This is a genomic window from Pleurocapsa sp. FMAR1 (assembly GCF_963665995.1).
Classification (GTDB): Bacteria; Cyanobacteriota; Cyanobacteriia; order Cyanobacteriales; family Xenococcaceae; genus Waterburya.
Window position 1 is genome coordinate 2,923,744 of record NZ_OY762512.1, and the last position, 26,789, is coordinate 2,950,532.

21 protein-coding genes are annotated in these 26,789 nt (G+C 38.8%); 1 reads left to right on the forward strand and 20 read right to left on the reverse strand.

Going from position 1 to position 26,789, the window contains the following annotated elements:
* Positions 1-65 precede the first annotated feature (65 nt).
* From SLP02_RS14155 to SLP02_RS14165, 3 genes are all read right to left on the reverse strand, one after another.
* Positions 66-1,952, reverse strand: coding sequence for an N-acetylmuramoyl-L-alanine amidase (locus SLP02_RS14155; protein ID WP_319421308.1), 1,887 nt, complete (start codon positions 1,950-1,952; stop codon positions 66-68).
* Positions 1,949-2,215: a hypothetical protein gene (locus tag SLP02_RS14160; RefSeq protein WP_319421309.1), complete on the reverse strand. Its 267-nt coding sequence runs from the start codon at positions 2,213-2,215 to the stop codon at positions 1,949-1,951. Before SLP02_RS14160 ends, SLP02_RS14155 begins: the two co-directional genes overlap by 4 nt.
* Before the next feature lie 200 nt (positions 2,216-2,415).
* Positions 2,416-3,819 (reverse strand): cation:proton antiporter, encoded by a 1,404-nt coding sequence (locus SLP02_RS14165; protein ID WP_319421310.1) that lies wholly within the window; start codon positions 3,817-3,819, stop codon positions 2,416-2,418.
* A 173-nt stretch (positions 3,820-3,992) separates the two neighbouring features.
* Between SLP02_RS14165 and SLP02_RS14170 the strand changes: the two genes are divergently transcribed.
* Positions 3,993-4,160: a hypothetical protein gene (locus SLP02_RS14170; protein ID WP_319421311.1), complete on the forward strand. Its 168-nt coding sequence runs from the start codon at positions 3,993-3,995 to the stop codon at positions 4,158-4,160.
* A gap of 425 nt (positions 4,161-4,585) precedes the next feature.
* On the opposite strand, the gene SLP02_RS14175 is transcribed toward SLP02_RS14170, so the two are convergent.
* From SLP02_RS14175 to SLP02_RS14255, 17 genes are all read right to left on the reverse strand, one after another.
* A complete protein-coding gene (locus SLP02_RS14175; RefSeq protein WP_319421312.1) occupies positions 4,586-5,566 on the reverse strand; it encodes a PFE-CTERM domain-containing protein in 981 nt (326 codons plus the stop codon).
* A 77-nt stretch (positions 5,567-5,643) separates the two neighbouring features.
* Positions 5,644-10,770, reverse strand: coding sequence for a DUF4347 domain-containing protein (locus SLP02_RS14180; RefSeq protein WP_319421314.1), 5,127 nt, complete (start codon positions 10,768-10,770; stop codon positions 5,644-5,646).
* Between the two features lie 572 nt (positions 10,771-11,342).
* The gene (locus SLP02_RS14185) at positions 11,343-11,927 is read right to left on the reverse strand and encodes a YdcF family protein (protein ID WP_319421316.1); all 585 of its coding nucleotides are present in this window, start codon (positions 11,925-11,927) and stop codon (positions 11,343-11,345) included.
* Between the two features lie 124 nt (positions 11,928-12,051).
* Positions 12,052-13,245, reverse strand: coding sequence for a glycosyltransferase (locus SLP02_RS14190; RefSeq protein WP_319421317.1), 1,194 nt, complete (start codon positions 13,243-13,245; stop codon positions 12,052-12,054).
* Positions 13,246-13,289: 44 nt separating this feature from the next.
* Positions 13,290-14,435 (reverse strand): glycosyltransferase family 4 protein, encoded by a 1,146-nt coding sequence (locus SLP02_RS14195; RefSeq protein WP_319421319.1) that lies wholly within the window; start codon positions 14,433-14,435, stop codon positions 13,290-13,292.
* Positions 14,422-15,804, reverse strand: a complete 1,383-nt coding sequence (locus SLP02_RS14200; protein WP_319421320.1) for a hypothetical protein — start codon at positions 15,802-15,804, stop codon at positions 14,422-14,424. The genes SLP02_RS14195 and SLP02_RS14200 overlap by 14 nt, the downstream gene beginning before the upstream one ends.
* A gap of 3 nt (positions 15,805-15,807) precedes the next feature.
* Entirely contained in the window at positions 15,808-17,052 is a 1,245-nt protein-coding gene (locus tag SLP02_RS14205; RefSeq protein ID WP_319421321.1) for a glycosyltransferase family 4 protein, read from the reverse strand.
* Positions 17,030-18,193 carry a glycosyltransferase family 4 protein gene (locus SLP02_RS14210; protein ID WP_319421323.1) on the reverse strand — a complete coding sequence of 388 codons (1,164 nt, stop codon included), beginning with the start codon at positions 18,191-18,193 and terminating at the stop codon, positions 17,030-17,032. The genes SLP02_RS14205 and SLP02_RS14210 overlap by 23 nt, the downstream gene beginning before the upstream one ends.
* A 68-nt stretch (positions 18,194-18,261) precedes the next feature.
* Positions 18,262-19,065, reverse strand: a complete 804-nt coding sequence (locus SLP02_RS14215) for an FkbM family methyltransferase (RefSeq protein ID WP_319421324.1) — start codon at positions 19,063-19,065, stop codon at positions 18,262-18,264.
* Positions 19,066-19,168: 103 nt separating this feature from the next.
* Positions 19,169-20,320, reverse strand: a complete 1,152-nt coding sequence (locus SLP02_RS14220) for a glycosyltransferase (protein WP_319421325.1) — start codon at positions 20,318-20,320, stop codon at positions 19,169-19,171.
* On the reverse strand, positions 20,320-21,456 hold the full coding sequence (locus SLP02_RS14225) for a glycosyltransferase (protein WP_319421327.1): 1,137 nt from the start codon (positions 21,454-21,456) through the stop codon (positions 20,320-20,322). Before SLP02_RS14225 ends, SLP02_RS14220 begins: the two co-directional genes overlap by 1 nt.
* A 60-nt stretch (positions 21,457-21,516) precedes the next feature.
* Positions 21,517-22,293, reverse strand: coding sequence for a class I SAM-dependent methyltransferase (locus SLP02_RS14230; protein ID WP_319421328.1), 777 nt, complete (start codon positions 22,291-22,293; stop codon positions 21,517-21,519).
* A 100-nt stretch (positions 22,294-22,393) separates the two neighbouring features.
* On the reverse strand, positions 22,394-23,212 hold the full coding sequence (locus tag SLP02_RS14235) for an FkbM family methyltransferase (protein ID WP_319421330.1): 819 nt from the start codon (positions 23,210-23,212) through the stop codon (positions 22,394-22,396).
* Between the two features lie 58 nt (positions 23,213-23,270).
* Positions 23,271-24,338 carry a glycosyltransferase gene (locus SLP02_RS14240; protein WP_319421331.1) on the reverse strand — a complete coding sequence of 356 codons (1,068 nt, stop codon included), beginning with the start codon at positions 24,336-24,338 and terminating at the stop codon, positions 23,271-23,273.
* Positions 24,263-24,613, reverse strand: coding sequence for a glycosyltransferase family protein (locus tag SLP02_RS14245; RefSeq protein WP_319421332.1), 351 nt, complete (start codon positions 24,611-24,613; stop codon positions 24,263-24,265). The genes SLP02_RS14240 and SLP02_RS14245 overlap by 76 nt, the downstream gene beginning before the upstream one ends.
* 6 nt (positions 24,614-24,619) lie before the next feature.
* A complete protein-coding gene (locus SLP02_RS14250) occupies positions 24,620-25,705 on the reverse strand; it encodes a glycosyltransferase family protein (protein ID WP_319421333.1) in 1,086 nt (361 codons plus the stop codon).
* Positions 25,706-25,786: 81 nt separating this feature from the next.
* A complete protein-coding gene (locus SLP02_RS14255) occupies positions 25,787-26,764 on the reverse strand; it encodes an FkbM family methyltransferase (RefSeq protein WP_319421334.1) in 978 nt (325 codons plus the stop codon).
* Between the last annotated feature and the right edge of the window lie 25 nt (positions 26,765-26,789).

Here is a 26,789-nt window from a genome sequence, read left to right on the forward strand (position 1 = left end):
ATCCCCTAAAAATGAGTAATTTCAGCTAAGAATATAGATCACAGTCTGGATACTTAGCTTAGAAGCTATAAATTATTCTGCTTGATATACTCTATAATGCCCCTGGCGATCGCTTCTGCCATTTGACGACGATGATTGGAGTCTTTGAGTCTAGAAGCATCATCCGCTCCAGTTACAAAGCCAACTTCAACAAGTACGGCGGGTGCGAGCGAATGTCTGAGGACATAAAATCTAGCTCGGCGAATACCTCGATCGTCAATATTAACCCCATTTAAAATACTGTAGTGAATTAACTCAGCCAGACGACGACCACTTTCGTAGTAGTAGGTTTCCAACCCATTAACATCAGGACGAGTAAGGTTAATAGAGTTAGCGTGAATACTGACAAACAAATCGGCATCTAAGTCATTAGCTAAATCAGTTCGACCCTCAAGACTGATAAAGTTATCGTTATCTCTGGTCATGATCACATCAATTCCCTGTTTTCCAAGAATTTCTGCTACATCTAGACCAATGGGCAGTATTACATCTTTTTCTTGTAAGCCATCAATGCCGATTGCGCCTGAGTCATATCCTCCATGCCCTGGGTCAATAACAACTCTAGGGCGATCGCTGTTGGGAATAGGAGCCGAAACAGTAGGAAAAAAATTCTTTTTAGGAGCTTTGGCAAATCCTGGTGGTAAAAGAGGTGCATCACTTTGAGGCAGCGGATCTGCGCCAATTTCTATCGGTAGAGAAAGATTGTCACTATCGGCATCAAGCTGTCCTAAGCGGTATCTTAATCTAGTGGCAATTTCTAGCACCACCCTAGAATTCTCTTCGCGCACTCTAAGCTCAGAAACTGGACTATCAGCTTCAAATTCTGGCCCTTTAAAATCTTCGGTCAATGCCGCATTGTCAATGGTTACTTGATAAATACCGTTGCTTAGTCTAGTAGTTGCTGCTAATAGCTCATTATTTCCCTTAACTAAAAGTTCTGTATCGTCATTTTTTAGTTCGATTTCGTCGATTAAACTTAACTCAGTAAGATCTTTGAGAGGCTTATCAGGTTTAGGTATTATCTCTTGGGGTTGAGAATTATCTAAAGTAGTAGCTAAGGTGGAAGATGCTGGTAATTCACCTTTAGGTAATAATAACAAGCCTTTAATCCGACTAAAAGTAGCAAGCCATTCAGGACTATCTTTGGCTACAGTCAGGCTCATTTTCGCTTGATCATCGTCAACCTGTTCAAAATCAATGGTAGAAACACCATATTGATTCACCGCCACTTCTTCATTGTCAAGATCATCAGGAAGAGTTATGCCTTCTAAAAAGAAGTCAATGCGATCGCCATCTCTTCTTGAATCAATTTTGATTTTTCTACTGCCATCGATATTAATAAAAAATCCATTTTTGGTCGCTTTGATATAAGGAGAACCAGTATCTGTTTCTGTATTTGTATTTGTAGAAACATTTTCCATAGACGCAGCTACATCTTCCAATCCTGATAATGACGAAGCAATATCAACTTCAGGGACTTCTAAATCTATCGGGTCTAGGTCGCGATCGGCTATATCGACACGATAAATTCTGGGCTGAGGAATCTCAACCTTCCATTCAGTCCCAGAATCTTCTTTAAACTTAATATCATCGGCATCGATAGTGTAGCCAGGAGCAAATTCCACCACAAGACGAGAAATATCTGACTCTGGCTGCCCAATTCTAAAGCCTCTAATTGGACCTTGATATTCTTCTTTGACAGTTTCTCTATCTAATGTTGTTCTAGGTAGATCGATTACCAAGCGTGTTGGATTACTGAGTAACTGTGCTTCGGGCTGTACCCCCTCATCGGTGGTAAATTCTAAATTTTGATCTTGTTCTTCAAATTCCCAAGATACTATTTTCCCTGCCCTTGCGGGGGAGCAAAATAGAAAAACACCTATAAAACTTGATAATAGCCAGTGAAATTTCACAATAATTGCTCCTCACAAACAGTAGGTAATTGACCGTGGAAGGCGGTCAGCGCAGACACCGCATCGGAGCGCATTCCCTTGCGCCTGTCGGCGACGCGGGGTCGCTCCTCCTTTTCAAGGCGGTGTACCGCTGACTTTTTAGATAAAGCTAGCCAAGACTCTCTAAAGAAACAATAGTATAAGCACCAATAAAAACTGAGTAACTTATCAAACTGCTTTTTTAAAGGTAATGCTAAATCTAAAATATTCCTAGCCAATCCCATTTGAACTATATAATACCCATTCTTTAATTTTGATCTATCGAGACGTAAATAGAAGCAATTAAGTTTCATTAACCGAGCGAGGCAAATCCGTAGCTTATAGATGTTTTTGGGTTTTACCAAGGGTCACAGATTACTCTGTCGTGAGACGGCATTCCGTCAAGCCGAATTGAGACAATCTGTGACCTCGCCTAATTATGTTGTCAATCTTGAACTTTGTCCACTGGTTGAGCTATAGTTTCTTTTTCCTTGAATACAATACGTAATAAAGGAGGAGCAATAAATGTGGTTGAAATTACCATAACGATGATGGCTGCGTCCGTAGCCTCAGATAAAGCTCCACTGGCAGAACCAACTCCAGCAAAGACCAAGCCAACTTCTCCTCTAGGAATCATGCCTACACCGATCGCCAATTTATTTAGTTCAGGATTGCCAAAAACGGTAAATCCCGTAACAACTTTACCTAGGACAGCAACCACAATTAAAAATGCGGCAATAATTAGTCCTTCACGATTGCTAGCAACGGCTGGATTAAGTACGCTGAGGTCTGTTCTTGCCCCCACACAGACAAAGAATATGGGAACAAAAAAGTCAGCCAGAGGAATCACCTGTTCTTCTAATTCTTTACGTTTTTCGGTTTCTGCCAGAATTAACCCCGCAGCAAACGCCCCCAAAATTCCTTCTAAATGAATTGCAGTGGCAATATAAGAGAGGGAAAAGGCAAATACTAAACTAGTTAACAGTAATTCTCCCCGCGTTTTCATTTCGTTGACCAAGCCTATCAACAAAGGACTAATCCAACGACCAAGTAAAATTGAACCAATTAGAAATACCGCTGCACTAATAACTAGGTAAACAATATTGCTAATTTGAATTTCTCCAGTTTTGACCAAGCTGGCTACCACTGCCAAAACGACAATACCCAAAATATCATCTAGTACCGCAGCACCAATGATAATTTGACCTTCTTCTGAACTTAGCTGTCCTATTTCTGCTAATACTTTAGCGGTAATACCAATACTGGTAGCGGTTAAAGCAGCTCCCGCAAAAATTGCAGGAATAACAGGAGTGTTGAAAATATACACTAGCCCCGCTGTACCTGCCACAAAAGGAGTAACCACACCGACAACTGCCACTACAGCAGCAATTGGTCCGACGCGAATCAATTCTTTGAGATCGGACTCTAAACCAATCTCAAAAAGAAGGATAATTACCCCCAACTCTGAAAGAAGGGAAATTACCTCACTTTGAGCGGCAAAGACTGATGGCGCTGATTCTACAGATAATCCTGCGGTAGTCTCAAGCAAGCTGACGATCAAAGAGTCTGAGGCTAAACTACCACCTTCAGGAAAAACCAAAAGACGAAAGGCAGAAATACCAATTAACACTCCACCAAGTAATTGCCCTAAGACTGGCGGTAAATTGATGCGGGAGCAAATTTCTCCTCCTAATTGGCTCGCAAAGTAGATTATGACTAGGCTGAGTAAAACCCCTGCCAGGATTAAAGAACCTTCTTCGGTGGTAGATTCTGTAGCTGCTTCTGTGGCAGCAGCAACTAAAGGCGAACCACTCAGCCAATTCCAAGTCAACATATAAATATCGGTCATATTTTCGGCTAAAAAACTTTTCTCTAATTTATTAGCTTATCGTTATCCTTCCCCATAAGATGTTTACTCACTTTTTTGTTCGAGAAATAACTATTTTCATCGATCATTTACATCTAATTTATTAGTCGCGATGAGATTATATCGCGATCGCTATTACAATAACGTAAAATATTTTGAATAAAAGAACCTGGAGACAGATAAATATCGGCAAAGGCGATCGCCCAGGGGATTGTGCTGTGGATTGTTATGAGTATCAGTTTACTTGGCTTTATTCTGTAAATAATTCACTGAATGAGATATTAAAACACTGTACTAGTAACGCTTCGCTCGCCTACAAATAGCGAGGCAATACTAGCATTATCTTTACTACTTCACATCTTGTGTGAGTTAAGTCTGCTACTTTCAATTAGTGAAAAGCTCGAACATAAAAGACGTTCGAGAATTTGCTTTAGGTAATGATTACCGCGCTCAAATATAGAGCAACAATTTAGTTAGTAAAACAAATATTGCAGCTATATTCTTGTACGGAAGGGGTTTGGGGAGGGTCGTTACGTCAACGGACATCACAAGGGGGCGAATGCATTCGCCCCTCGTGTCCTCCCCAACAGGGGGTCTGGGGGAAAGTTCCCCCAGGAATAAATACGGTTTTTAGAGATCAATTACCTATAACAAAAACTGGATTAAGCATTTTTAATTCACATTAAACGTATTTCATATTATTTATCGCGCCTTGTTATGGTTCGCCTTTCAAAGTAGACGGAGTTGATTAATTATTTTCCCGCAGAAATTTGCGACGCAAACGAGACAAGCCAAAAATACCCGCTACCAAGCCCAAGCCAGCAGTAGGAGAAAAATCAAAGGGAACTGCTTGTGCATTAAAATTATCAATTAATAAACCAGAGCTATAGCCAGAGCCATCTACATCCACTACACCAAAACCAACCCGATAATTACCAGGAGTTAAAGTTCTTTGGAGAGAACCTGACTGGTAAGGCTTGGTATTAGTCGAAAAATTGGTACCACTAGCAGTAGCAATTGTACCCGTACTATCTTCTAAAGGAATTACTTCTTTATATCCATTGCCATTGATAGCACTAATAGAGACAAAACCAAAATCTTTATTACCTAAACTTCCAGCACCATCATTGGTTAAGAAATCGTAGTTATAAGTAAGAAGAGTATTTGTCGGGCTGCCAGTATTACCAATTGTGATATTTTGAAAGATAGCAGAACCTTCTTTGGGCGTTCGATACAAAGCAGGTTTTCCACCAGTACCATCGTAAGTAACGTTACCAATTTTTCTGGGAATAGAAAAAGCATTAGGAGATAAACCCAACTGAGTCTGCAAATTAGCTAACTCAGGACTAGCAGTAATTTGGTCTTGTGTTCGAAGATTGAAAGTACCAATAGTAGTCCCAGGATCGTCGTTTCTGGCAGGATTACATAATCCACTGGCTATTGCAGTGCTTGGACAAGCGGTAGTAATAACACCTTGTCGAGCGTTAGGAGGGTTAGGGTTAGCTTGGTTAGAAGGGCTAACTCCGCTATAAGTACCTCTAATTTCTGTCGAGCCAATACCTGTCCAACCATTACTACCATCTAATGATGTATTAGTGCTTTCAAAATCATTGTTAACAACTGGAGTAATCGAATAGGCATTAGCAGAATTTGCAGCAATTAAATTTCCTAAACTAAGAAAACTAGCAACAAGTGCAATGGGGGTGAATTTTTTGATAGAGATAAACATAATTTGTATTTGTTGTAATAAGCTAATTGGGCAAAAGGCAAACGTAAATTTAAAAATATATTCTCAATAGCCAGTAATTAAATAATGAAATCGGTAGCAGTAACACCTGTAACTCCTTCGAGGAAAGCAATATCTTTGGGATAGACGGCATCTGCTGGGTTAAAGTCAATTTGCACGATAGTACTTGCTCCCAAACTCACAAGCTTTAGATAACCATCTCCAATAGGATCTGAACCTGTGTAACCAACTTCGTTAGCCAAAATATTGCTGATATCAATTTTGTCTTGTCCTTTTGCAAAGTCTGTAATAGTATCAACACCCTCACTTGTTTCATTGAAGAAATAAATGTCATTGCCTGCACCACCAGTTAAAGTATCTTCTCCTTTACCAGCGATGATTAAATCATTACCTGTACCACCAGTTAAAGCATCTGGACTATTTGTACCCTTTAAAAGATCGAAAATAGAAATCGTTGTGGTTGCGGTGTTGCTGTTAACTGTTCCATCGTTAACTACAACATCGACCTTGCGAGCAGTTGTACTGGGACTGGTAGAAGTGTTATTAAAGCTAATAGCTCGAATTGCCGTCTGGTAATTCGCTAACGAAGCAGAACCAGAGAGGGTAATGACTCCTGTTGCTGGGTCGTAGGCACTAGCGGTAATACCTGTAGGTAGAGTACCTGCTGCTGCTAATACGTCGCTGGTTTGGCGGTTAGTTAGGGTGATTGTTGCCGAGGCAATGTTGGTGTTGTCGGGGTCGGTGATTTTGACATCCCTATCGGCGATAGATACTGCACTACCTGTTTTGGCGAAGGCGGTTTGGTAGTTGTTCCCCGTAGCACCACTGCTGTCGTTGCCATCTAAGTCAATGATGGGTGGGGTATTGATCTTAATCGTGGTCGTGGCGGTGTTGCTGTTATTATTACCATCATTGACTACGACACTGACATTACGTGCTGTGGTGATGGGATTGCCAGAAGTGTTATTAAAAGTAATGGCTCGAATTGCCGTTTGGTAATTGGCTAGAGTAGCACCTCCCTTCAGGGTAATTACTCCTGTTGCTGGGTCGTAGGCACTAGCAGTAATACCTGCGGGTAGGCTACCTGCGACTAATAAATCGCTGGCTTGGCGGTTGGTAAGGGTGATGGTTGCCGAGTCGATGTTGGTGTCATCAGTATCGGTAATCTTGACATCGATGTCGGCAATGGGTACGGCACTACCATTTTTATTGAAGGTGGTTTGGTAGTTAGCACCTGTGGCACCACTGCTATCGTTGTCATCTAAATCTAAGACTGGTGGGCTGTTGTTGAGTAAGCTAACGCTAATAGTTGAAATAGCGGTATTACTGTTAGCATTACCATCATTAACTACGACATTGATCGTACGATCGCCTGTGATTCTTCCCGCTACTCCCGCCGTGTTGTTATAGGTAATTTGAGAGATCGCAGTTTGATAATTGGCAAGGGAAGCACTGCCAGTCAAGGTAATTACGCCTGTGTTTGAGTCATAGGTACTAGCAGTAATACCAGTCGGTAATGTACCGAGTACCGCAAGAACTTCGCTTGCGCCATTAGGACGGTTAGTTAGGGTAATGGTTGCCGAGGTGAGGTTGGTGTCGTCAGTATCGGTAATAATTGTGTCGGCATCAGCAATGGTTACAGCAGAACCATTAAAGCTAAATTTATTTTGATAATTGTTTCCCGTAGCACCACTGCTGTCGTTGCCATCGAGGTCGATTACTGGGGGGGTGTTGATATTAATCGTTGCCGTGGCAGTATTGCTGTTGGCACTACCATCATTAACTACAACATTGACACTGCGAGGAGTGGTGCTGGGATTATTAGAAGTGTTGTTGAAAGTAATGGTGCGGATGGCAGTCTGATAATTCGCCAGAGACGCAGAACCAGTTAGGGTAATAACTCCTGTGGTCGCGTTGTAGCCCGTAGTTGTGATGCCTGTGGGTAGAGTACCCGCGGCTAATAAATCGCTGGCTTGGCGGTTGGTGAGGGTGATTGTTGCCGAGGCGATATTGGTATTATCGGGGTCGGTGATGAGGGTATCGATATCCCCAATGGCTACGGCACTACCATTTTTATTGAAGGTGGTTCGGTAATTAGCACCAGTGGCTCCACTGCTGTCGTTGGCATCTAAGTCAATTACTGGCGGGTCGTTGACTGGGATTACGTTAATGGTTGCCGTAGCAGTATTGCTGTTAGCTGTTCCATCATTAACTACAACATCGACCTTGCGAGGAGTAGTGTTGGGATTATTGGAGGTGTTGTTAAAGCTGATAGCTCTAATTGCCGTCTGGTAATTCGCTAAAGAAGCTGAACCAGTTAGGGTAATGACTCCCGTGGTCGCATTATAGGTACTAGCGGTGATACCTGCTGGGAGAGTACCTGCGGCTAATAAATCGCTGGCTTGAGCATTGGTGAGGGTGATTTTTGCCGAGGCGATGTTGGTGTTGTCGGGGTCGGTAATGCTGACATCGGTATCGCCAATAGAGACGGCACTACCTTTTTCAGTAAAGGTGGTGAGATAGTTGGCACCTGTGGCACCACTGCTATCGTTGCCATCTAAATCTAAGACGGGCGGGTCGTTGACTGGGATTACGTTAATGGTTGCCGTAGCAGTATTGCTGTTAGCTGTTCCATCATTAACTACAACATCGACCTTGCGAGGAGTAGTGTTGGGATTATTGGAGGTGTTGTTAAAGCTGATAGCTCTAATTGCCGTCTGGTAATTCGCTAAAGAAGCTGAACCAGTTAGGGTAATGACTCCCGTGGTCGCATTGTAGGTGCTAGCGGTGATACCTGCTGGGAGAGTACCTGCGGCTAATAAATCGCTGGCTTGAGCATTGGTGAGGGTGATTTTTGCCGAGGCGATGTTGGTGTTGTCGGGGTCGGTAATGCTGACATCGGTATCGCCAATAGAGACGGCACTACCTTTTTCAGTAAAGGTGGTGAGATAGTTGGCACCTGTGGCACCACTGCTATCGTTGCCATCTAAATCTAAGACGGGCGGGTCGTTGACTGGGATTACGTTAACGGTGGTAGTAGCTGGGATACTATCAATCTTGCCATTATTAATTGTGACATTAATAGTACGAGGAGTGGTGCTGGGATTGCCAGAAGTGTTATTAAAGGTAATCGCTCTGATGGCAGTTTGATAATTAGCTGGGGTAGCAGAACCGGTAAGGGTAATGACCCCTATTGCTGGGTCGTAGGCACTAGCGGTAATACCTGTAGGTAGACTACCTGCGGCTAATACATCGCTGGCTTGGCGGTTGGTGAGGGTGATTTTTGCCGAGGCGATGTTGGATTCATTAGAATCGGTAATGGTAGTGTCAATATCGCCGATAGGTACGGCATTACCTTTTTCGGTGAAGGTGGTTTGGTAATTAGCACCTGTCGCACCACTGCTGTCGTTGCCATCGAGGTCGAGAACTGGAGTGCTAACAGGATCGATATAATTATCGACTATACTGCCCCTACCATCTAATGAAAAGAGTCTTGCTAGCGCACCCCCTGTTGTAGTACCTGTATCTAAGACACCTGCTCTATATTTAAAGCCTGTTACCGAACCGTATTCAGCAGTTGCTATATTGGTGGTAGCACTAGGATCGATTCCAGCGACATTAGCAGAAGTTTTAGCCTCAAAACGAGATACTTGTGTGCTGGTATTGTAAGTAAAATTAAGATTGTTACCAGTTTCGACAGTATAAGCAGAAATATTGCTTAAATCAACATACTCTCTAAGAGTAGTAGTATCACCAGCACCATCGACATCTACTGGACTCAATACAAAATTGCTAACTGTTGTAGGAGTACTCGTCCCTGTATTGACAAAGGTAAAGGCAAAGTCAACACTGGCATCGGCAGTATTGGTTGGTGCATTAACAGTTGGTTGAAATGCTTCTGGCGATCCAGTTGGTGAACTAGTCGGAGCAGTATAAGTATCGAGAGAAGCTAAAGTTGCACCGTTATTAAGAGCAGTAACGGTAACTAGAGCATCAACTCCAGTAAGAACATTAGAGAAGCGATAAACCGATCCTGCTGCTAAATTTGCTATACCATTATTTACCTGAACTGGATTTTGAAAATTTAGAGTAGGAGGAAGATTAATGGTCAGGCGACTACTGTTGTATGTACCATTGTTTGAAGCGGGAACAGTGTCGGCAATTTTAAGCGTCCAAGTTCCTTGGGCTGACTTACCATTAAAAGCTGAAAAAGGATTTGTGGGTGCGGCGATGCGATCGGCACTGTAAATAGGCGCGGCAATATCATCTGTATTCGTATCGTTAATCGCGTTTGCCGATCCACCTTGCAAAAGCAGGTCATAATTGGTGTTAGCATCGCTACCATTCGCAATTGCCGTAACTGTAGTATTGTCTGGAGAGGTTAAGGTGAAAAGAAGATCTCCCCTTCTAGCATGAGTAACATTCAAACCTAAAGTAAGGTTATTGACAGTAACGTTGTCAGTTATGGTAAAGGTTCTGACTAGAGGGCTTGTAGCGGTTGTTGCATTGTTAATAATACCACTAGTTTTGTTATCAACCAGAATGTAAGCCAATACTCCAGTATAAGAGTCCTGCGTCTGTTGACTAAAAACACTTTCTGCCGTAATTTTGGCAGTTTGGTACTCTAAAATCCAATCGCCACTAAGTGCAGCATTACCAGTGCGAGTGGTAGACGCAGCAATTTCTGCACCAGTAAGATCGTGTAACTTCTCAATAAATTCTTCGCCAGCATCGCCAGCAGCGACGTTACAACCGTAGATGAGGAGACTAGGGGACTGGGGGACTGGGGGACGGGGAGACTGGGGGACTGGGGGACGGGGAGACTGGGAGACTGGGAGACTGGGGGACAGAGAGAACCAAGTTTTTAGATCTTCTTGATATTGACTTAGGGTATCAAGATTAAGTTGAGTATTACCGAGATATAAGCAGCCAGGAGAACCATGAGAAACTAGGTGTATTGAGGTGAAATTGTTTCTTTGGCTGAGAACTTCTGTGATTTGCTCGATGCCATTGCGATCGCTTTCTAAAACAACTACTTCTATTCCTGGCATTACACCATTAGCCAGCAGTTGATAGTCTTCTACTCGATCAATGAAGACAATTTGTTGAGCAGACGTAAAAGTATTTTTAACCTTTGGTGCGATGCCTTCGGCTATGCTATCGCAAATCGCAGTATTATTAATCATAAAATCTTGGTTATTACTGTGTTTCTTGAGTAATAGAGATAGAAATAAAATTTATAGGTTGCCCAGTTAGATTAATTAATCTAATAATTTGAGATGCTGACTTTGAATATTGTTTTGATTACAGTCGATCGATAAAGTATTGGTAGTGCGATCGCATAGATTGTCCGATCTAGATCACACCATCTTCACTTCTTATAAATTAATCTTGCCGATCGAAAGTGGCATCAGTATAAAACTCAAAAAATGCACGTAAAAGAGAGAAAATAATTTAATTTACGGTGTTTTCCCTGATGACTGACAATAGTTTTTCAAGCGATCGCTAAAATAAGAATTAACTTTATGAGTCGCTGAATTAAGACATGAATTTATAATTTCAAATTTATTACTGCCCCCTAATTCCCCCAATGGTGGGGGACTTTGAATTCTTGTTACCCCCAGAATTGGGGGGCTAGGGGGGCTAGATTAAGTATTTTGGAGTCGATCAGAAGATGTGTGTACGCCTTAGCTAAGCTTGGTGCGGCTAAATCATGTTTCAGATCGGCAATGCCAATTTTATAAATCGCTGATTTCAGTTAGTAAAAGCTTTTTTCGGGATTCAAACTAGAGCCTGTGTGTTTGGTAAAAATCCAAATAATAGAGCGTCCTAGATCACGAACAATCTTGATCTTTGGCTCAGGCTTTCGGTTAGTGGCTACTGAGACGGGAGTGAAGGTAATTCCCTGGCTACCTAAAACTATAAAAGCGATCGCTTTTGCTCTAGGCATATGAAAATCGGAAGTAATTAAGTAAATATGCTTAAAACGTCTTTTTTTAAAATCGGCAACTAAAGTAGTAAAGTTAGTTACAGTATCTGTAGCACGGCGATCTAGATAGACTGAACGATTATCCACTCCTGCTGTGTAGAAGATTTCTCTGGCTCTAATTTCTTCGCTGCCACTAGAAACCCAAATAGGCAAATGAGGATGTGATTGAGCAAATTCTGCGGTGAATACTTCTCTTTGATGTCCACCACCGAGAGTTAAAATTGCCTGGGGGAAGGGCTTTTGATAACTGGCGATCGCTAACTTTAAGGGTATGCTAAATATTAGCAGTAAAACTAGAGTCAGGCTACAGATAAAAAAATAAAACCTAGTCTTGCCTTTGTATTTCAATTGCATCTATAAATATTAATAATAGGCATCGACTAATCTAGCATTGGCATTAACTATTGCTGAAGCGATTTGTACTCTTAGAATCATAATAATTAGTTGACTTGCGATCGCTTGCTAAGAAATTAGCAAATTACATTTTGACTGGAAAAACTTTATTTTGCTGAGTGTGGGCTTCGACCAGAACATTTTGATAAGTTTGAATTAGTTTTTGTGCCACAATATCCCAGGTATAGTTTTGAAAAATAAACTCTTTAGCGCGATCGCCCATAATTTTTGCTTGTTGAGGATAGTTTAAACAATCAATTATGGCAGATGCGATCGCCTCTGCATCAATATCAACTACCTTGGCAGCTTGAGCCTGTGCAGCTTCGGGAAAATTGCAGCCTGTAGTGATTACACAGGGCAATCCTGATGCCATTCCTTCTAATACCGACATACTAAAGCCTTCAGAATAGGAAGGAGCAACGTATAAATTAGCTGCTGACAGGGCAGATTTTTTCATTTCACCTGTTAGCATTCCCGTAAAAGTAACAGCTTCTATACAGTCATTTTCAGCAAAGAAACTTTTTACCTGTGGTAAATAATTAATACTATCTGGTCCTGCAACAACTAGATGAGTATTAGGAAATTGACGATATATTTTGCCGAAGGCAGATGCTAAGATATCTAAGCCTTTTTTGGGGTCAATGCGACCGAGAAAAAGAATTAAAGTTTTGTTTTTCGTATCTGGATATTGCTGATAAAGGATATTAGGATTAGTTTGCTTAAGAAATTCCTGACTATGAATACCATTAGGCAGAATAGCTGAGGTTGATTTAATTCCTAATGACTTAATATTATTGGCTTCAGAAGCAACTAAAGTGTGAATAGCATGAGCTTTTTGTAGTGCTGGTTTTTCAATCAAATGATAGTAAATGCGCTTTTTTTTAGCTTTATAGGATAGCGCCCAAGGCTCTAACATTCCATGAGGCGTAATGATATAAGGTTTTTTATGTAGTTGACAGATGCCGTGAGCTACAGAAATTAAAGGAGAAAATAAAGTATGAGTGTGAACTAAATCATAATTAAAAATGTTATGAAATAGCCAGTTAACCAAACTAGGACTAATGATCAGGTCATCTTTATGCCAGCAACGAAAATAGCGAATACGATGATTACCTGTTATTATCCATTGATCGCAAACAGAGTCATGATAATTAGCATTAGTGGTAATTAAATCCACATCTAGATTAAATTTAGCCAGGGTAGTAACTAGCTCCAAGACCATTTTAGAAGTGCCACCATAAACCGAACTAATGTAAGGTGCGATCGCCAAAATTTTCATGTTTATATTTTGCCAAGGCTATTAAAAAATAATCTAGTCGGTAATCAATTTAAATTTAAAACTTCTATGCAATCTACTAAAGAAGTTGCCCAAGTTTCTGGAGTATAATTAGCAATAATTTGACCAGAAGCATCAGCCATTTTAGATAACTTATGCTGAGATTGAGAGCTTAAATACTCTAATCCAGCTTTAATGCTGGCGATTTTGAAAGGATTGAAAACATAACCATTAATGCCAGGGAAAACCAAATCTAGTAAACAACCACAGCGATCGCTAATTAAAATAGGCAAACTGCAAGCCATCGCTTCATTAACTACTAGACCCCAGGGTTCACTAATGCTTGGCAGAATTAAAGCTGAAGCCAAACCATAATAGGCAGGTAATTCGGAAATTTGTTTAAATCCAGTCCAAACTACATTTTTAATGCCTAAGCGAGTAACTGTATCTTTTAATTCTGGATGTTGAGAACCATTTCCTACCATGACCAACGACCAATTATTGCGGTTTTGTTGTTGATAAAGATGGAATGCTTTGATTAGTCGCAGCAAATTTTTTTCAGCCGAAAATCGACCTACATAAAGAAAGAAATGCTCTGGTAAATTTAGCTTTTGACGTATTTCAGCTAGATCTCTTGCTACAACAGCATTGGTGGTCAAATATTGGTTATCTACTACGTCATAACATCGCCAAATGCGATCGCGCCGAAAGCCCAAATTACTCAGGTAAGATGCAGCACTAGCACCAGCTACAAAAGCAGCATCAAAGTTGTTTGTGATCCACCAGCCTTTTAAACTCTCCTTGATAAAATTACGGGGTCGATCTAAAGATTGAGAATCAGACAGCAAGATCGTTTTGACACCATTTTGCTTTGCCCACTTAGTTGCTGTCCGCATTGCTAGATGACTATATCCTGCAATGATTACTACTGCTGGCTTGAGCTTTGCTAAATATTTAACTAACTTATCGGCAATAATCTTAGGACTAAGAGTTTCTAAAGCACCGTTAATAACGGTAAAAATTTCGAGAATTTCTTCATCTACAGTCCATTCTCTTTGTAATTCCTGGTCAGCCAACTGAATCAAGCTAACTATACCAGGATAGATTTTTTGTAAAACTTTGGCTCTGGCAATATGATAAGGTCCAAACTGATTATGAATCAACGCGATCGGCATTATCTTATTTGTGTTCATGAACAGAATATTGTTGATATTTGTGGGACGGGACAATGTTTTTCTGACTTTGACCATCAATACTGAAACGCCAGATTAGCCAACTGGCAGCACTAGTAAATAAGAAGCGAAAAGCCATTGCTTCAAAGGTTTGCATTACTAAATAAACAGATAGAGCCGTCATGATGGTGTAGGTAGGAATCCACAGTCCGCTATAGGTTATGACTTTACGCCATGCCATACCATACAGCCAACCAATCAGAAATAATGCCACTGTATAAAACCAATAAAACTCTAGCCACATATCGGCAATTATTCCAGGAGCCGCCCCGTAAGCTCCGCTCCAACCCATTGTGTCTGACAAACCCGCAGCACCAGTTCCCAAATTAGAATTGTCTAGATTAGGAATGTCGAAAAAGTTGGCAGCATCCTCATATTTTGTGGGCCAGAATTGTCGAGGAATTGGTCTGATAAAAAAGATAGTAAAATATCGTTTGCCCCAAAAATACTTGCCCTTAGCATCGGCATCTAAAATTGCTCCAGAGCCATAAATAAATTCGTTACCAGTGCCAGCTTGAGTTAAATAATTACTTGCCGAGTTTTCAAACTTAAAATCAGAGCCTAAATAAATATTGTTGCGATTGGTCACTAAAAACAGCATCAACATTCCTAAAGCTATAGCCCCCCCAATGGTCTTCCACAAATTCGGGCGACGCATTTTAATCAAGTGCCAACCCATAACTAAAGAAATCAAAATCATTGCCGTAGGACCCCTTCTTGCACCAAGCAATCCCTGAAAAAGCAAAGGCATGGTGAAAACAAAAATCCAAAACCAATCTTCAGTTGTTAAACGTTGTTGAATACGGGCTGTCATTATCCATAAGAGGGCTGGTAAGGTAAGTAACATACCTTCTCTGACATAACCAGAAGTAGACCATCCTCCACCATAAGAATCGCCATAGGCAGCACCAAAGCCACCCGCGCTTAATATTCCAGCTGTATAGGCAAGAATACCGACAATGCCACAAAATATTGCCCCAGTCTGAATACGGGATCTAATTACTGGAGATAATGTCCAAGTCTGCTTGGCGTAACGAAAGAGATTAATCTTCTTGTCTGCAAAAAAAACTCCTGCCAAAAGACTAACGGTGCCTATAAGATTTAGAACTTGAACATGTTCTAATTGTTGTGGGGACAAAAAATATAATAGCTCTTGAGGACTAGAACGAAGCAGATTTAAAGGAATATAGCAGTAAAGACAAAAAAGCATTAATCCTAAATAAATCGCTGGATGAAAAGAATCACGACTGCGACGGTAAGCAAAATAAATACTTCCTACAGCAATTATTCCAATGGACAATGTAAGTATTAAAAATAGAGTTAATGACATAAATTATTTATTTTCTAGAGTCTGAATAGCACTCAAAATGCGATCGCCATATTTTTCCCAGGTAAATTCTTGAGCGCGTTGACGAGCATTACCAGACATTTCATTGCGTAGGTTGCGATCGCTCAATAGTTGTTCAATACGAGCTGCTAAAGTCTGAGCATCGCGAATGGGAACGATAAATCCATCAATACCATCTCTGACTACCGAACCACAGTTGGGAGTAGTAATCACAGGTAGACCGCAAGCCATAGCCTCTAAGTGAACTAATCCAAAGCTTTCGGATAGGGTAGGTAACACAAAAATGTCAGCGCCCAGAAACTCTTGAACTACTTCTGAGCGTGGTACTTGACCTATATAATCTGGTCCTTGAAATTCGGGTCTGTTAATTACATCTCGATCGTATGGACCAACAACACGAACTTGATGTTTAACCTGACGCTGCTGCAAAATTCTAGTCGCTTCTGCCAAATAATGATTCCCTTTACGTAAACCTACCGAACCAACAAACAGAATGTGTCCAAGCTGGGGTTGGGATTGATGGGTAAACCAACTGCGATCGATACCATAAGGTACTAGAGCAATGCGCTTAGGATCGCCCCCCAAATTAGTTATTTCATCTGTGACAAACTGGGAGGCTGATAGTATCAGATCTGATATTTCCCACTGTTGGCGATCTCTGACAATGCCATTTTCTACTTTTTCCTCTGAATCTTGTGCTTCTATACCTGGAAATAAAGCTCTTTCCTCTCTGAGGATACGACCGACGCTGGGATTAATTATTTGCTCGTAAACAACTGACAAACCTGCTTCTTTAGCTTGACGAACTAGCTCTAAATCTGAATTAATAAAAGTATAAATAGCATTGGCATCATGAAATCGATCTTTGACAATCTGTTGTCTAAGTTTGTTTTCGATATTAATGACTGGAAAAATAGTTCTGCTTGCTTGAGGCAGCAAATTTAAGATACTTTTAAAAATAGTAGTAAGAGGAACACTAGTAACAGATGAACGAGAAACTTCTGAAGGCAGCTGACGACCTAATAAACGTTTAATGGCTTTAGGACGGGAAAAAATAGGTAAGATCAAATCTAGAATTTTGGTAAATCCAATGTTTCCGCATATATCTGTATATAAATGTTCCAGCATATTAGCTCTTGCCAATAAAACTGGGACTGCATAGTGCATTCGCGCTCCCATCTGAAGCACGACAAAACGCAACGATGATTTACTTGGCTGAGATTGGGTCATACAAAAACTCCTTTGAACCTTGCCAGACTTGGACAAATTTATGAACGGTATTAGCCCACGAAAATTCTTCAGCGCGAGCAATAACTTGTTGCCGAAGTTCTTGATAAGAAATTGGGTTATCAACAAAAGATTCAAGGAAATCTGCCACCGTTTCTGGCGAACTACTTGGCTCAAATAAAAAACCCAACCCTTCTGGAATCGTATCGGGAATTCCACCTACTCGATTAGCAACTACTGGTACTCCTAATCTGAGACATTCTAAGTTAGATATTCCAAATGCTTCAGCAGAAGAAAATAGACACCCAAAATGGCAAGAACGTACCAATTGAATGAATTTATCCATATCCTTAAATTTATTAATAAATCCCATCGGTTTTAATAGTTTGTGCTTAGGTAATTCCTGAACTTTAGAACCAACTGCAATTACTTCTACTGGAATATTTCGACTATCTAAGACATCGGCAATTTCTAACAGGAAAGGTAGTCCTTTTCGTTGCCAATCTTTACCAATAAATCCTAGTCGCAAAGGTTTGAAATTCACAGGGTTTGATTGAGCATCAAGATCGGCTTTAGATAGACGTTCTTCATCTAAATTAGCCCCACCAGTAATCACATAAACTTTATTGGCAGGTATATTGTAATCTTTAATAATAGAATTGGCTGCCTCTCGACTCATGCAGATAATTCTCTTAGCTTGAAGGTAATTATTTTTCTCTGTTGCTAAAGCTATTTTTCTAACTTTGGCAGCAACTATTGATGCAAGTCCATAATCATCAAAATTTTGCTTTAAAGTAGCATCAATATAATAATTAACCTGCCATTTTTCTAACCAAGGATTGGGAGGTAGTAAAGGAAAATGACTAATAAATTCAGTATTTTCTTCAATATCAGCTTGTGCAAAAAGCTGCTTGAGAAATACTTTAGAATATTGAAATCCTCCTTTTTCTCTCGTATGTAGCCATGTAATCAAATTCCAAATTATCCGTAGTAAGCTCAGTTTTTTAGGATTTAGAGCTAGACCATAATCTAGGAATCTTTCTTTTTGTGAAGCCTTAAGAAAAAAGTACGGAATGTTACTCCAGGTGTTAATTTGGTTGGGATCACCAATTAAAGTCAAAACTTTTTGCTCGGTCTTTATCATCTTAAAATAACCTTAATTCTGTGTATAGTTCGAAAAAATACTTTGTAAGCGAGGAGGAACTAAAAAGATCATCTTATAGCGGTATTTATCTTTATTACTTTTAGTAATTTTATAAATTTAAATTTGTGCAGGCTATTTTTTATGTTTAATAGTGGCTTAGTAAATGCAAATACCTCATATTTAAAATTATCAATATATTCAAACAATTCATGTTTAAGATTAAAAAACTCAGCTATAATTAAAGGCGAATGTCGTTCAATTAATTTACCAGCTCCCAACAATACATCAAAGTCAGCACCTTCAACGTCTATTTTGATTCCAGTTATAGATAATCCTTGATTACAATCTGCGAAATTGTCTAATGTAGTTGTAGTTAATTTAACTGATTGAGAGTTTCTGGTAGTGTTGGGATTGACAACTATATGACTTACCTCCGAGCAATCTCCTGTGTCAAACTGTATTTCTGGGACTTGAGAATATACTGGTTGATTAATTATTTCAATATTGTTAATGTTTTCTATATTTCTATGTAATAACTTTAAGTTTCTCTCATCTGGTTCAAAAGCATAAACTTTATTAACATGATTAGCAGTGAGTAAAGAATAATATCCGATATTTGCACCTACATCTAAAAAAACTTGATCGGATTCAAGATTTTCAATTAATATCTGTTCGCTCCCCCAATCAACATTACAGTTGGTTACAAAAATTTCGCTAGCAAATCTACTATTTATAGGCAGATTCATTGTATTTCCATTAGGAAGTTGAATTTTATGATTCTGACGAATAATTCTTTTATAAAATTGTCTTAAAAATGTACGATAGAAATATTGACCATATCCAACCTCTTGTGCAAATTTAAGATTTATCATTTTGATTCACCATAGCTTTGTTACTTAGCGATTGTTGTTGTGGGTAATTAAATCGTCATTAATCTGCAAAGATAAAACTGTCCAAACTTACTGTCAACATTTTCTAATTACCTAGCAAAATTGAATACCATTTATCCGCACATTGTTGAATATTGTGATTAGTTGCAGCATATTGATAAGCCTTATTGCCCCACTCGCGTCTTTTCTCTTCAGAAGCCAGAAAATTTCCTAAAGCTGTTGCTAATGCTTTTGCATCACCCTGCTCGATTAAAGCTCCAGCTTTACCCTGTCCTAGAACTTCACAACAAGCTGAAGCATTACTAGCTACTATAGGAAGCTTGGCAGCCATTGCTTCAATTAAAGCGATTCCAAAACCTTCTTCCTCAGTAGTACTAAAAGCATAAATATCCATTTGTCCTAGTAATTCTGGAATATCAGAGCGATCGCCCCAGAAAATTACTTGCTCGCTCAAGTTTAGCTCGTCAACTAAATTTTGTAATGTCTCTTTTTGTTCTCCATCTCCTATCAACCACAATTGTGTATCAGCAAATTGCCGATGAACTAAGTTAAAAGCTGCAATCAAAGTTTGATGATCTTTGATGGTATTCAAACGAGCTACCATACCAATAACTTTAGGTGAATTAGTCGAACGTTGTTGTCTACTCTTTTCGGCTCTAGCAGCTATGGCTTTGACATCGCAACCATAGTTAATGGGATAGGAATTGCGAGGAAGCTTGGTTAACACTTGTAGAGAATTGTGTACTGTTTGAGAACAAGAATGGATGGGAATTTTAAGTAACCTAGAAAATAAAACAATATTTTTCCAAACTTTCAGTCTTGAGAGATCTTTTTCTGGCACTGGATTACCAGGGCAAACCATAATCTTAGGCACTCGAGCTATACGAGCAGCTAAACCGACAAAAAGATGTAAGCCAAAAACGTGCAGCAAAATTGCCTGAGGTTTAATCTCTCGAAATTTGAGAGCTAGATTGAATATAAATGGCAAACGGCGATCGCTTTTGTAGTCTTGATTGATAATTGTTAAATTGGGTATCTCCTTGAACAATGGCAACATCTCTGTACGCTCTGAGTCCAGGTAAAGCAAGACATTTTTGGCATCGGGAGGAGAATTTTTAATGATCTCAAGACAGATATTTTCAATACCTCCAAAAGCCATACCATTAATCACATGAATGACAATAGGAGATTGTTTGACTAATGGTTTTTCTAAGGAAATAGATTGATTAATAACCATTACACTAAATTCAAATAACTAATATATTGCTTTGCCATATTCTCTATAGAAAATTCGTTTAAAACTTTTTGCTTGGCTTGCTTGACTTTAATTTGGGCTGCTTCTGGATGTTTCATTACTTGGGCGATCGCATCAGCTAAAGCTTCGGGATCTTGCGCTGTCACTAAATAACCTATATTGCCCTGTTCTAATACTTCTCGACAAGCTCCTACATCTGTTGCAACTATTGCTACCTCGGCAGCCATTGCTTCAATTAAAGCAATGCCCAAACCTTCATCTGGTTTAGCCGAAAAAACAAAAACGTCCGTTTGACCCAACAATTCAGGGATATCTCGACGCATTCCTAAAAGTTGAACGCAGTCTTCAACTCCCTCATGTTTAATGAGCTTCTCATATTCAACGCGACGGCTACCTTCGCCGACCAATTGAACAACAAAACTAATACCTTTTTCTTTCAAGATACGAGCTGCTTTTATTAGTGTCGGTTGATCTTTGTGTCTTTCCAAACGAGCCACCATACCAATTACAAAAGGTTGTTCTGACTTTTGCTGGCGTTTGATCTCTGCTCGTTGGGCAATCTCTTCGATGGGACAACCATTATAAACAGTGACGGCCTCTAAATTTCCTACATTAAAATGTTTGACTACACCTTCACGAACATAGTCACTACAGCAGATCAACTTATTGGTTACAGGTCGACCCAATTGAATTTCCATTCTAAATTTGCGAAAAGCACTGTTTGTCCAGTAAGGAGGATAATTACCTACATGAGCCACAATTTTTTTTACTCCAGCCAAACGAACCCCATAAGCCATAAAAGTATGCCAGCCTAATGGCATCGATAAAAAACCATCGGGTTTAAATTGTTTAGTAATCTTGTAAAAAGCTGCTACCAACTGACCGTAACGCCAATAGCCCTTTGACGGTAAATTTATATTTTCAACATCTATACCTAATTGTTTAAATTCACTACTCAAGTCTGTAGGTTGATTGTTTAAAATTACTATTTTAGGATGTATTTTCCATTTGAGCCACCAGCGACACATCTCTAAAACTAAAATAGGAGTACCTTCTGCACAAAGAGAACTAAGGGTAATTAGTATTTTTTTCTCAGAGTTTTTACTTGATTTGAACATACTATTTATCTTGAATGAGTTTTGACAACTAAAGCTAGAAATCAAGTGTTTAGATAAATCTTAAATATACGGATATTTACATCTTTCTCCATGATTTGGCTGTCTATATTTATTTTGATGAGAAGTGTCTACAATATTGCTGAATTTCTCACTTATTCTTTGAATTGGATTGAATGAAGTCAAGCGTTTTGATTGGGGCAATACTAAAGAATCAATCCATTCTCCAATATCAAAAATCTCTTCTTTTGCTTGAATCTGATTTTCCCAAAATAACCATGATGAAAAATTTTCATAGTTTACATGATGAAATTCGGAAAATTTGACGACTCTTTGATTTTCCATCAAGTCGTGCAGTTTGAATCTAAATACCACAAGTGATTCTTCTGGTTTAAATTCAACCAACCATCTATGATGAGCGCATCCTATAACCCCTGTTGTACGTTGCAACATTCGTCGTGTTAACAAAGGTTGTTTAATCAATAATTCTGACGCAGCACTTGGACATTCTATATACCCTGCGCGTGCAACTCTCGACATTTCTGATACTACCCAAATAGGATCTCGGATATCTTCTAAAACATGACTACAACAGACAAAATCGAAATAGTTTTCTGGAAAAGGCCATGGTTTTCTATCGCAGATATCTATTTGTATCCATGTATCCTTTATAAATCGCTCTGGTTCTCCATAATCCTGTGCTTGTCCACTAAGACGTGTCTCGTAATCATTTATATCTAAAACATGAGTCGCTCCATTGATAGGCTTGTGCCAACCACCTACGTCTAGAGAACGTTGTGATTGTCGCATCATTGTTATTACTTTATCGATGTTTTTCATTCTGAATTCCTTTCTGGTTGTGGGTTATTAGAAAAAATAGCTGTCTATTTATGTTAATTAGTAATGCTTAGCTTAAAAAATCCTTATAGTATTGAAAAAATCAACTAATAGTTGGAACAGCAATATAATCTCCAAATTCAAGATTGTCTAAATGTTTTTTACCTGAATAATCTTGAATTTCGTATTTGATTTCTCTAAAAAAAGTAATAATATCTTTAGCAGTTTGCCCTTTTGGCATCCAAAACGGATGTATTCCAATTAATATAGTAGGTTGATGTTTTTCTATGGTATTTTTTGCTCCTTTTAACACCAGTAATTCGGCACCTTCAACATCGATTTTAATTACATTAGGGACTATATTTAGCTGTGAACAGTTTTCGTCTATAGTTGTTATTGGGACATTAATAATCTCTTTTTGACTTGCTGAAATATGAGGAACTTCGTCGGCAATTGTCAAAGAATTACTACTATGTTTACCACCGTCCACGAGTACGAATTGTACAGAAATATCAGTAATATCTCCTACAGCTTTTGGGATAATAAAAACATTTCTAGTGAAATTTATACGGCTATGGTACTTCAAGATTTCTAGATTACTTGGCGATGGTTCAAATGCAATTACTGTTCCTTTTCTACCAACCAATTTAGAGGCTAACAGGGTATGAAAACCAAAATTAGCACCAACATCAATAAATGTATTACCTGGTTTTAATCTAGATTTTAGATAAGACTGTAAATCAGGTTCGCATTGATCGTAATTCATAAAAGAAGGATGTAAGAATAAAAACTTTCCTCCTTGTATTGCAGGAATAGGTAACGTATTAGTACTAGAATATCGCCAACTATGAGTTAGCTTTTTAAGAAAAGAGTGAATTTGTGGTATATTTTGACGAAGAAAAGAATTGGTTTGAAGATACATAAATTTAACTTCTATTATTGCGATCGATAAAACTGAAACTTTATTTTTGCGATCTAAGCTAATTAGTTTTAACCATAGGCATTAACGCCTTATACATAGCTAAAGTATCGCGAGCTAAATGCATCATTGTTCTAGGGTATTGAACATTGGCTTTTAAATTTGATATCAATTCTTTTTTTGTTACTAGGCGTTGAATGATCGAAGCTAATTCTTTGCTATTACCTGGTTCAAACAACAAACCATCTACTCCATCTCGAACTAATTCGGCAATACCGCCAAGACGACTACCAATTACAGGGATACCTGCTGCGAAAGATTCAAGCACTGTAAGGGGACCAGTTTCTAGCCACAAAGAAGGAACAACGCAAAGATCGTAATTAGCTAATAAGCCTAACAATTGACTATTTGGAATACCGTACTGAATATTAAATCTTGGATCTTTTTCGATTTGTTTTTTGACTTCCTTGCCGTACTCTTTTTCCTCCCAGTTAATATCCGAACAAAAGAAATCAACCTGAACTGGTAAATTTATAGGAAGAGATTTTACTGCTTCAACCAAAACGTGACTACCCTTGATATGGGTGCTGCGACCAGCGAATACTAACTTTAAGACACCATCTTCTAAAGGTTTTCTGGAGTTTTTATTCTCAATGGCATTAGGTCCTCCTGTGCGAAAAAACTTAATCTTATCAGGAGGCGCACCATTTAACACGACTAATTTTTGTACCCATTCAGCATGAACGTGGAGAACATTTACAAGATCGAGCATTTTTAGCCAAGCATCTTGAAATATTTCCGTCATTTTCCTAGTAGTTAAAAGACGACTAACTATATTAGACTGATTGACATCTATTCTAGATAACGACCAACGTGCAAATAAATTAGCTAAGGTAGGTTGCATACCCGCAACTGTAAGACGACACTCTGAACAACGTTGCAGTTTAATCTCTCCATCACAAACTGTTTTACCTTGATAAAGTAATCCGTGTTGAGAACAAGAATTTCCTTGGGTATGGTAGGTCATGACAACCTTAGAACCGAATTTCTTGGCTAACTGCATATGTGCAATACCTGCACTAGAAGTAAAATCATGAAAGTGGACAATATCTGGTTGATAGGCTGCCAAAACCTCGGAAAAGCCAATACCGCATTAACTGTAGTGCGCGAGTACAAAGCCATACGCTCGACCGCATCGGGGATTGGTGGCAGTACTTGAACTAGAACACCCTCGTAAATATGACTTCCTAAAGGTTCTCGTCCAGAAGAATGCTGGTGAATTACAATATGCACATCTACCCCTAAACGCTGTAAGTTTTGGCAAAGGCGATGACAAGAGATAATGCTACCTCCTGTTACCCAAGGGAGATAAGAACTAGCACCGATAAGATGAAGAACTTTCATAGCTTACTAGCTGGCTAAAACAGCTTGAATAAATCTGGACTCGGCATTTTTGGGAGGTAGTGGCATAGGCACTTCTTCAAATTCCTGGGTAAGTAAATGGTGTAGTTCTTCTGGTGAATCATAAATATGAACCCCTGAAAGATGACTAACACTTCGAGCAGCAATTCGATTAGCAATTACAGGAATACCTGCTGCCAACATTTCGGGAATTCTAGTTAGGACTCCTAAACCTTTTTTCTGATGTATTAATACAGCTCTAGTTTCGGCTAAATACTGTTTTAACTCTTCTTTAGTTGCTGTACCACAAATACTTAGCCAAGGATAATTTAAAGTATCTTTTAAAGTCTCAGTTTGATTGCCCACAAGTTTAACTTCTAGGGACTTATTCTGACTACAATTATTAATCCATTTAGCTAGCTGAATAAAACCTTCAACACTGGCATAATTTTTTGCCGATCCCAAAATTAATAAACTTTGCTTTTCTGAATTTTTTCTCGCTTTTCTAATATCTGAATAAAGCTCTATCAATCTTTGACCTGGATAATAAGGGAGATATTCTGCATCAATATCATGATTTCTTAGAAGTATTTGTTCCTCTTCAGAAACAGCAAATACAAAATCTGCTTCTTTCAATCCTTTAATTTCTTGCTTGAGATAATCGAAAACTAGAGCAGATTCTTTTTTTCTAAAATGAGTTAAGAAAAATGACTCTATGTTGTGTGGTAAAGCGATTAATGGAACTTGATATTTTTTTTTGATTTGGGGTGTAATTGTTTCTCCTGTTGTTTCCCAAATTATTGCCTGGTATTTTTGAGATTGAGTTAATTCGCTGTGATACAAATCAAGCATCTGACCGATACCACCCAAGCGTTTCAAGCAAAAAGCTTCCCAATCTTGATTTTGAATACTATTTACTACTCCTAAAAAGCGATCGCGAATTGGTCTAGTTTCTTGATAAATGGATTGTTGTAACTCGGTAGTTTGAATATTGTTTCTTGATAATATTTCTAATATCTGCTCAGAGCGATGTTCTCCTCCATGGGAAGGATTCTTAACTGCAAAAGGACTAGAACGCAAAACATTGATTGGCATTTAAATTTACCTTATGGCGATCGCCATGTAATTGATATTTAAGACAATAAATTTTAAGCTTCTAACTATGAAAATGTAATGTTACAAAAAATCTTTTTTCAATGTTGAAAGCAAATCTCGATTGCAGCAGTATAAATAATTTTCAGTGCCTCTATTGTGATAACAGTTGTCTTCATTTTTTATCAAAGGAGCTTTCACGTTATTCGTAATTAAAAAACCTTTGTATTTTAAATTTAAATTATCAAAAAAATCTGCAATTTTTTGCCAATTGTCATGTTGAGCCTCTACAATAACTACAGGCTTGTTTTCTATTAATAGTTGCATAGCCCCTGATAAGACTTCGATCTCAAAACCTTCTACATCTATTTTGAGCGCGCCGATCGATTTTTCAGTAAGACGATTTCGGTTATAATCGTCTAATTTCATCATGGGAACAGAAATTGTATCGACAACTTCATCTAGTTCTGCGTAATGTTGAATTACGCTACTTAAATAACTACTTTTAGATATAAAAAGCTCTGTTGTGGTGTTGTGATTGCCAAGACAAATATTTTCTATCGTAAATTTCTTAAAATTATTCAGCGCAAATAATTCTTCTGTAAACGATCTCAAATATGAATTTGGTTCAAAAAGAACTACAGGTCGATTGAGAGACAAAGGATAAAGAGATCTGATACCCAAGTTAGCGCCAATATCCAGAAAAACTTTCTCTATAGGTATATTGTTATGTAAAAAATCTTCTACTTTTCTCAATCCTCGCTCGTGCCATTTATAACTTTGTGCAAATTGCCAGCTTTTGAGATCGCCATTTTTAACTGGCACTTTTAATTTAACTTTGTTAGATAGGCAGAGAATCCAAGTATAGTCTGTTCGAGGCGCACCAGCGACGCTGATATGCTTGACAAAAAAATCTCTAATTTTTTCTGGTGCATATTCATAAGGAAAATTGACAAATTTTAGCAATGTGGGAGACTCTAAAAGTTTTTGTCCCAAATAAACTCTAATTTGCTTTAAAAGCCTTTTTAGGCTATTGTCTTGCTGCCAACTTAGTGTTTTCATAATTAATTTAATCTAAAAAATGAAT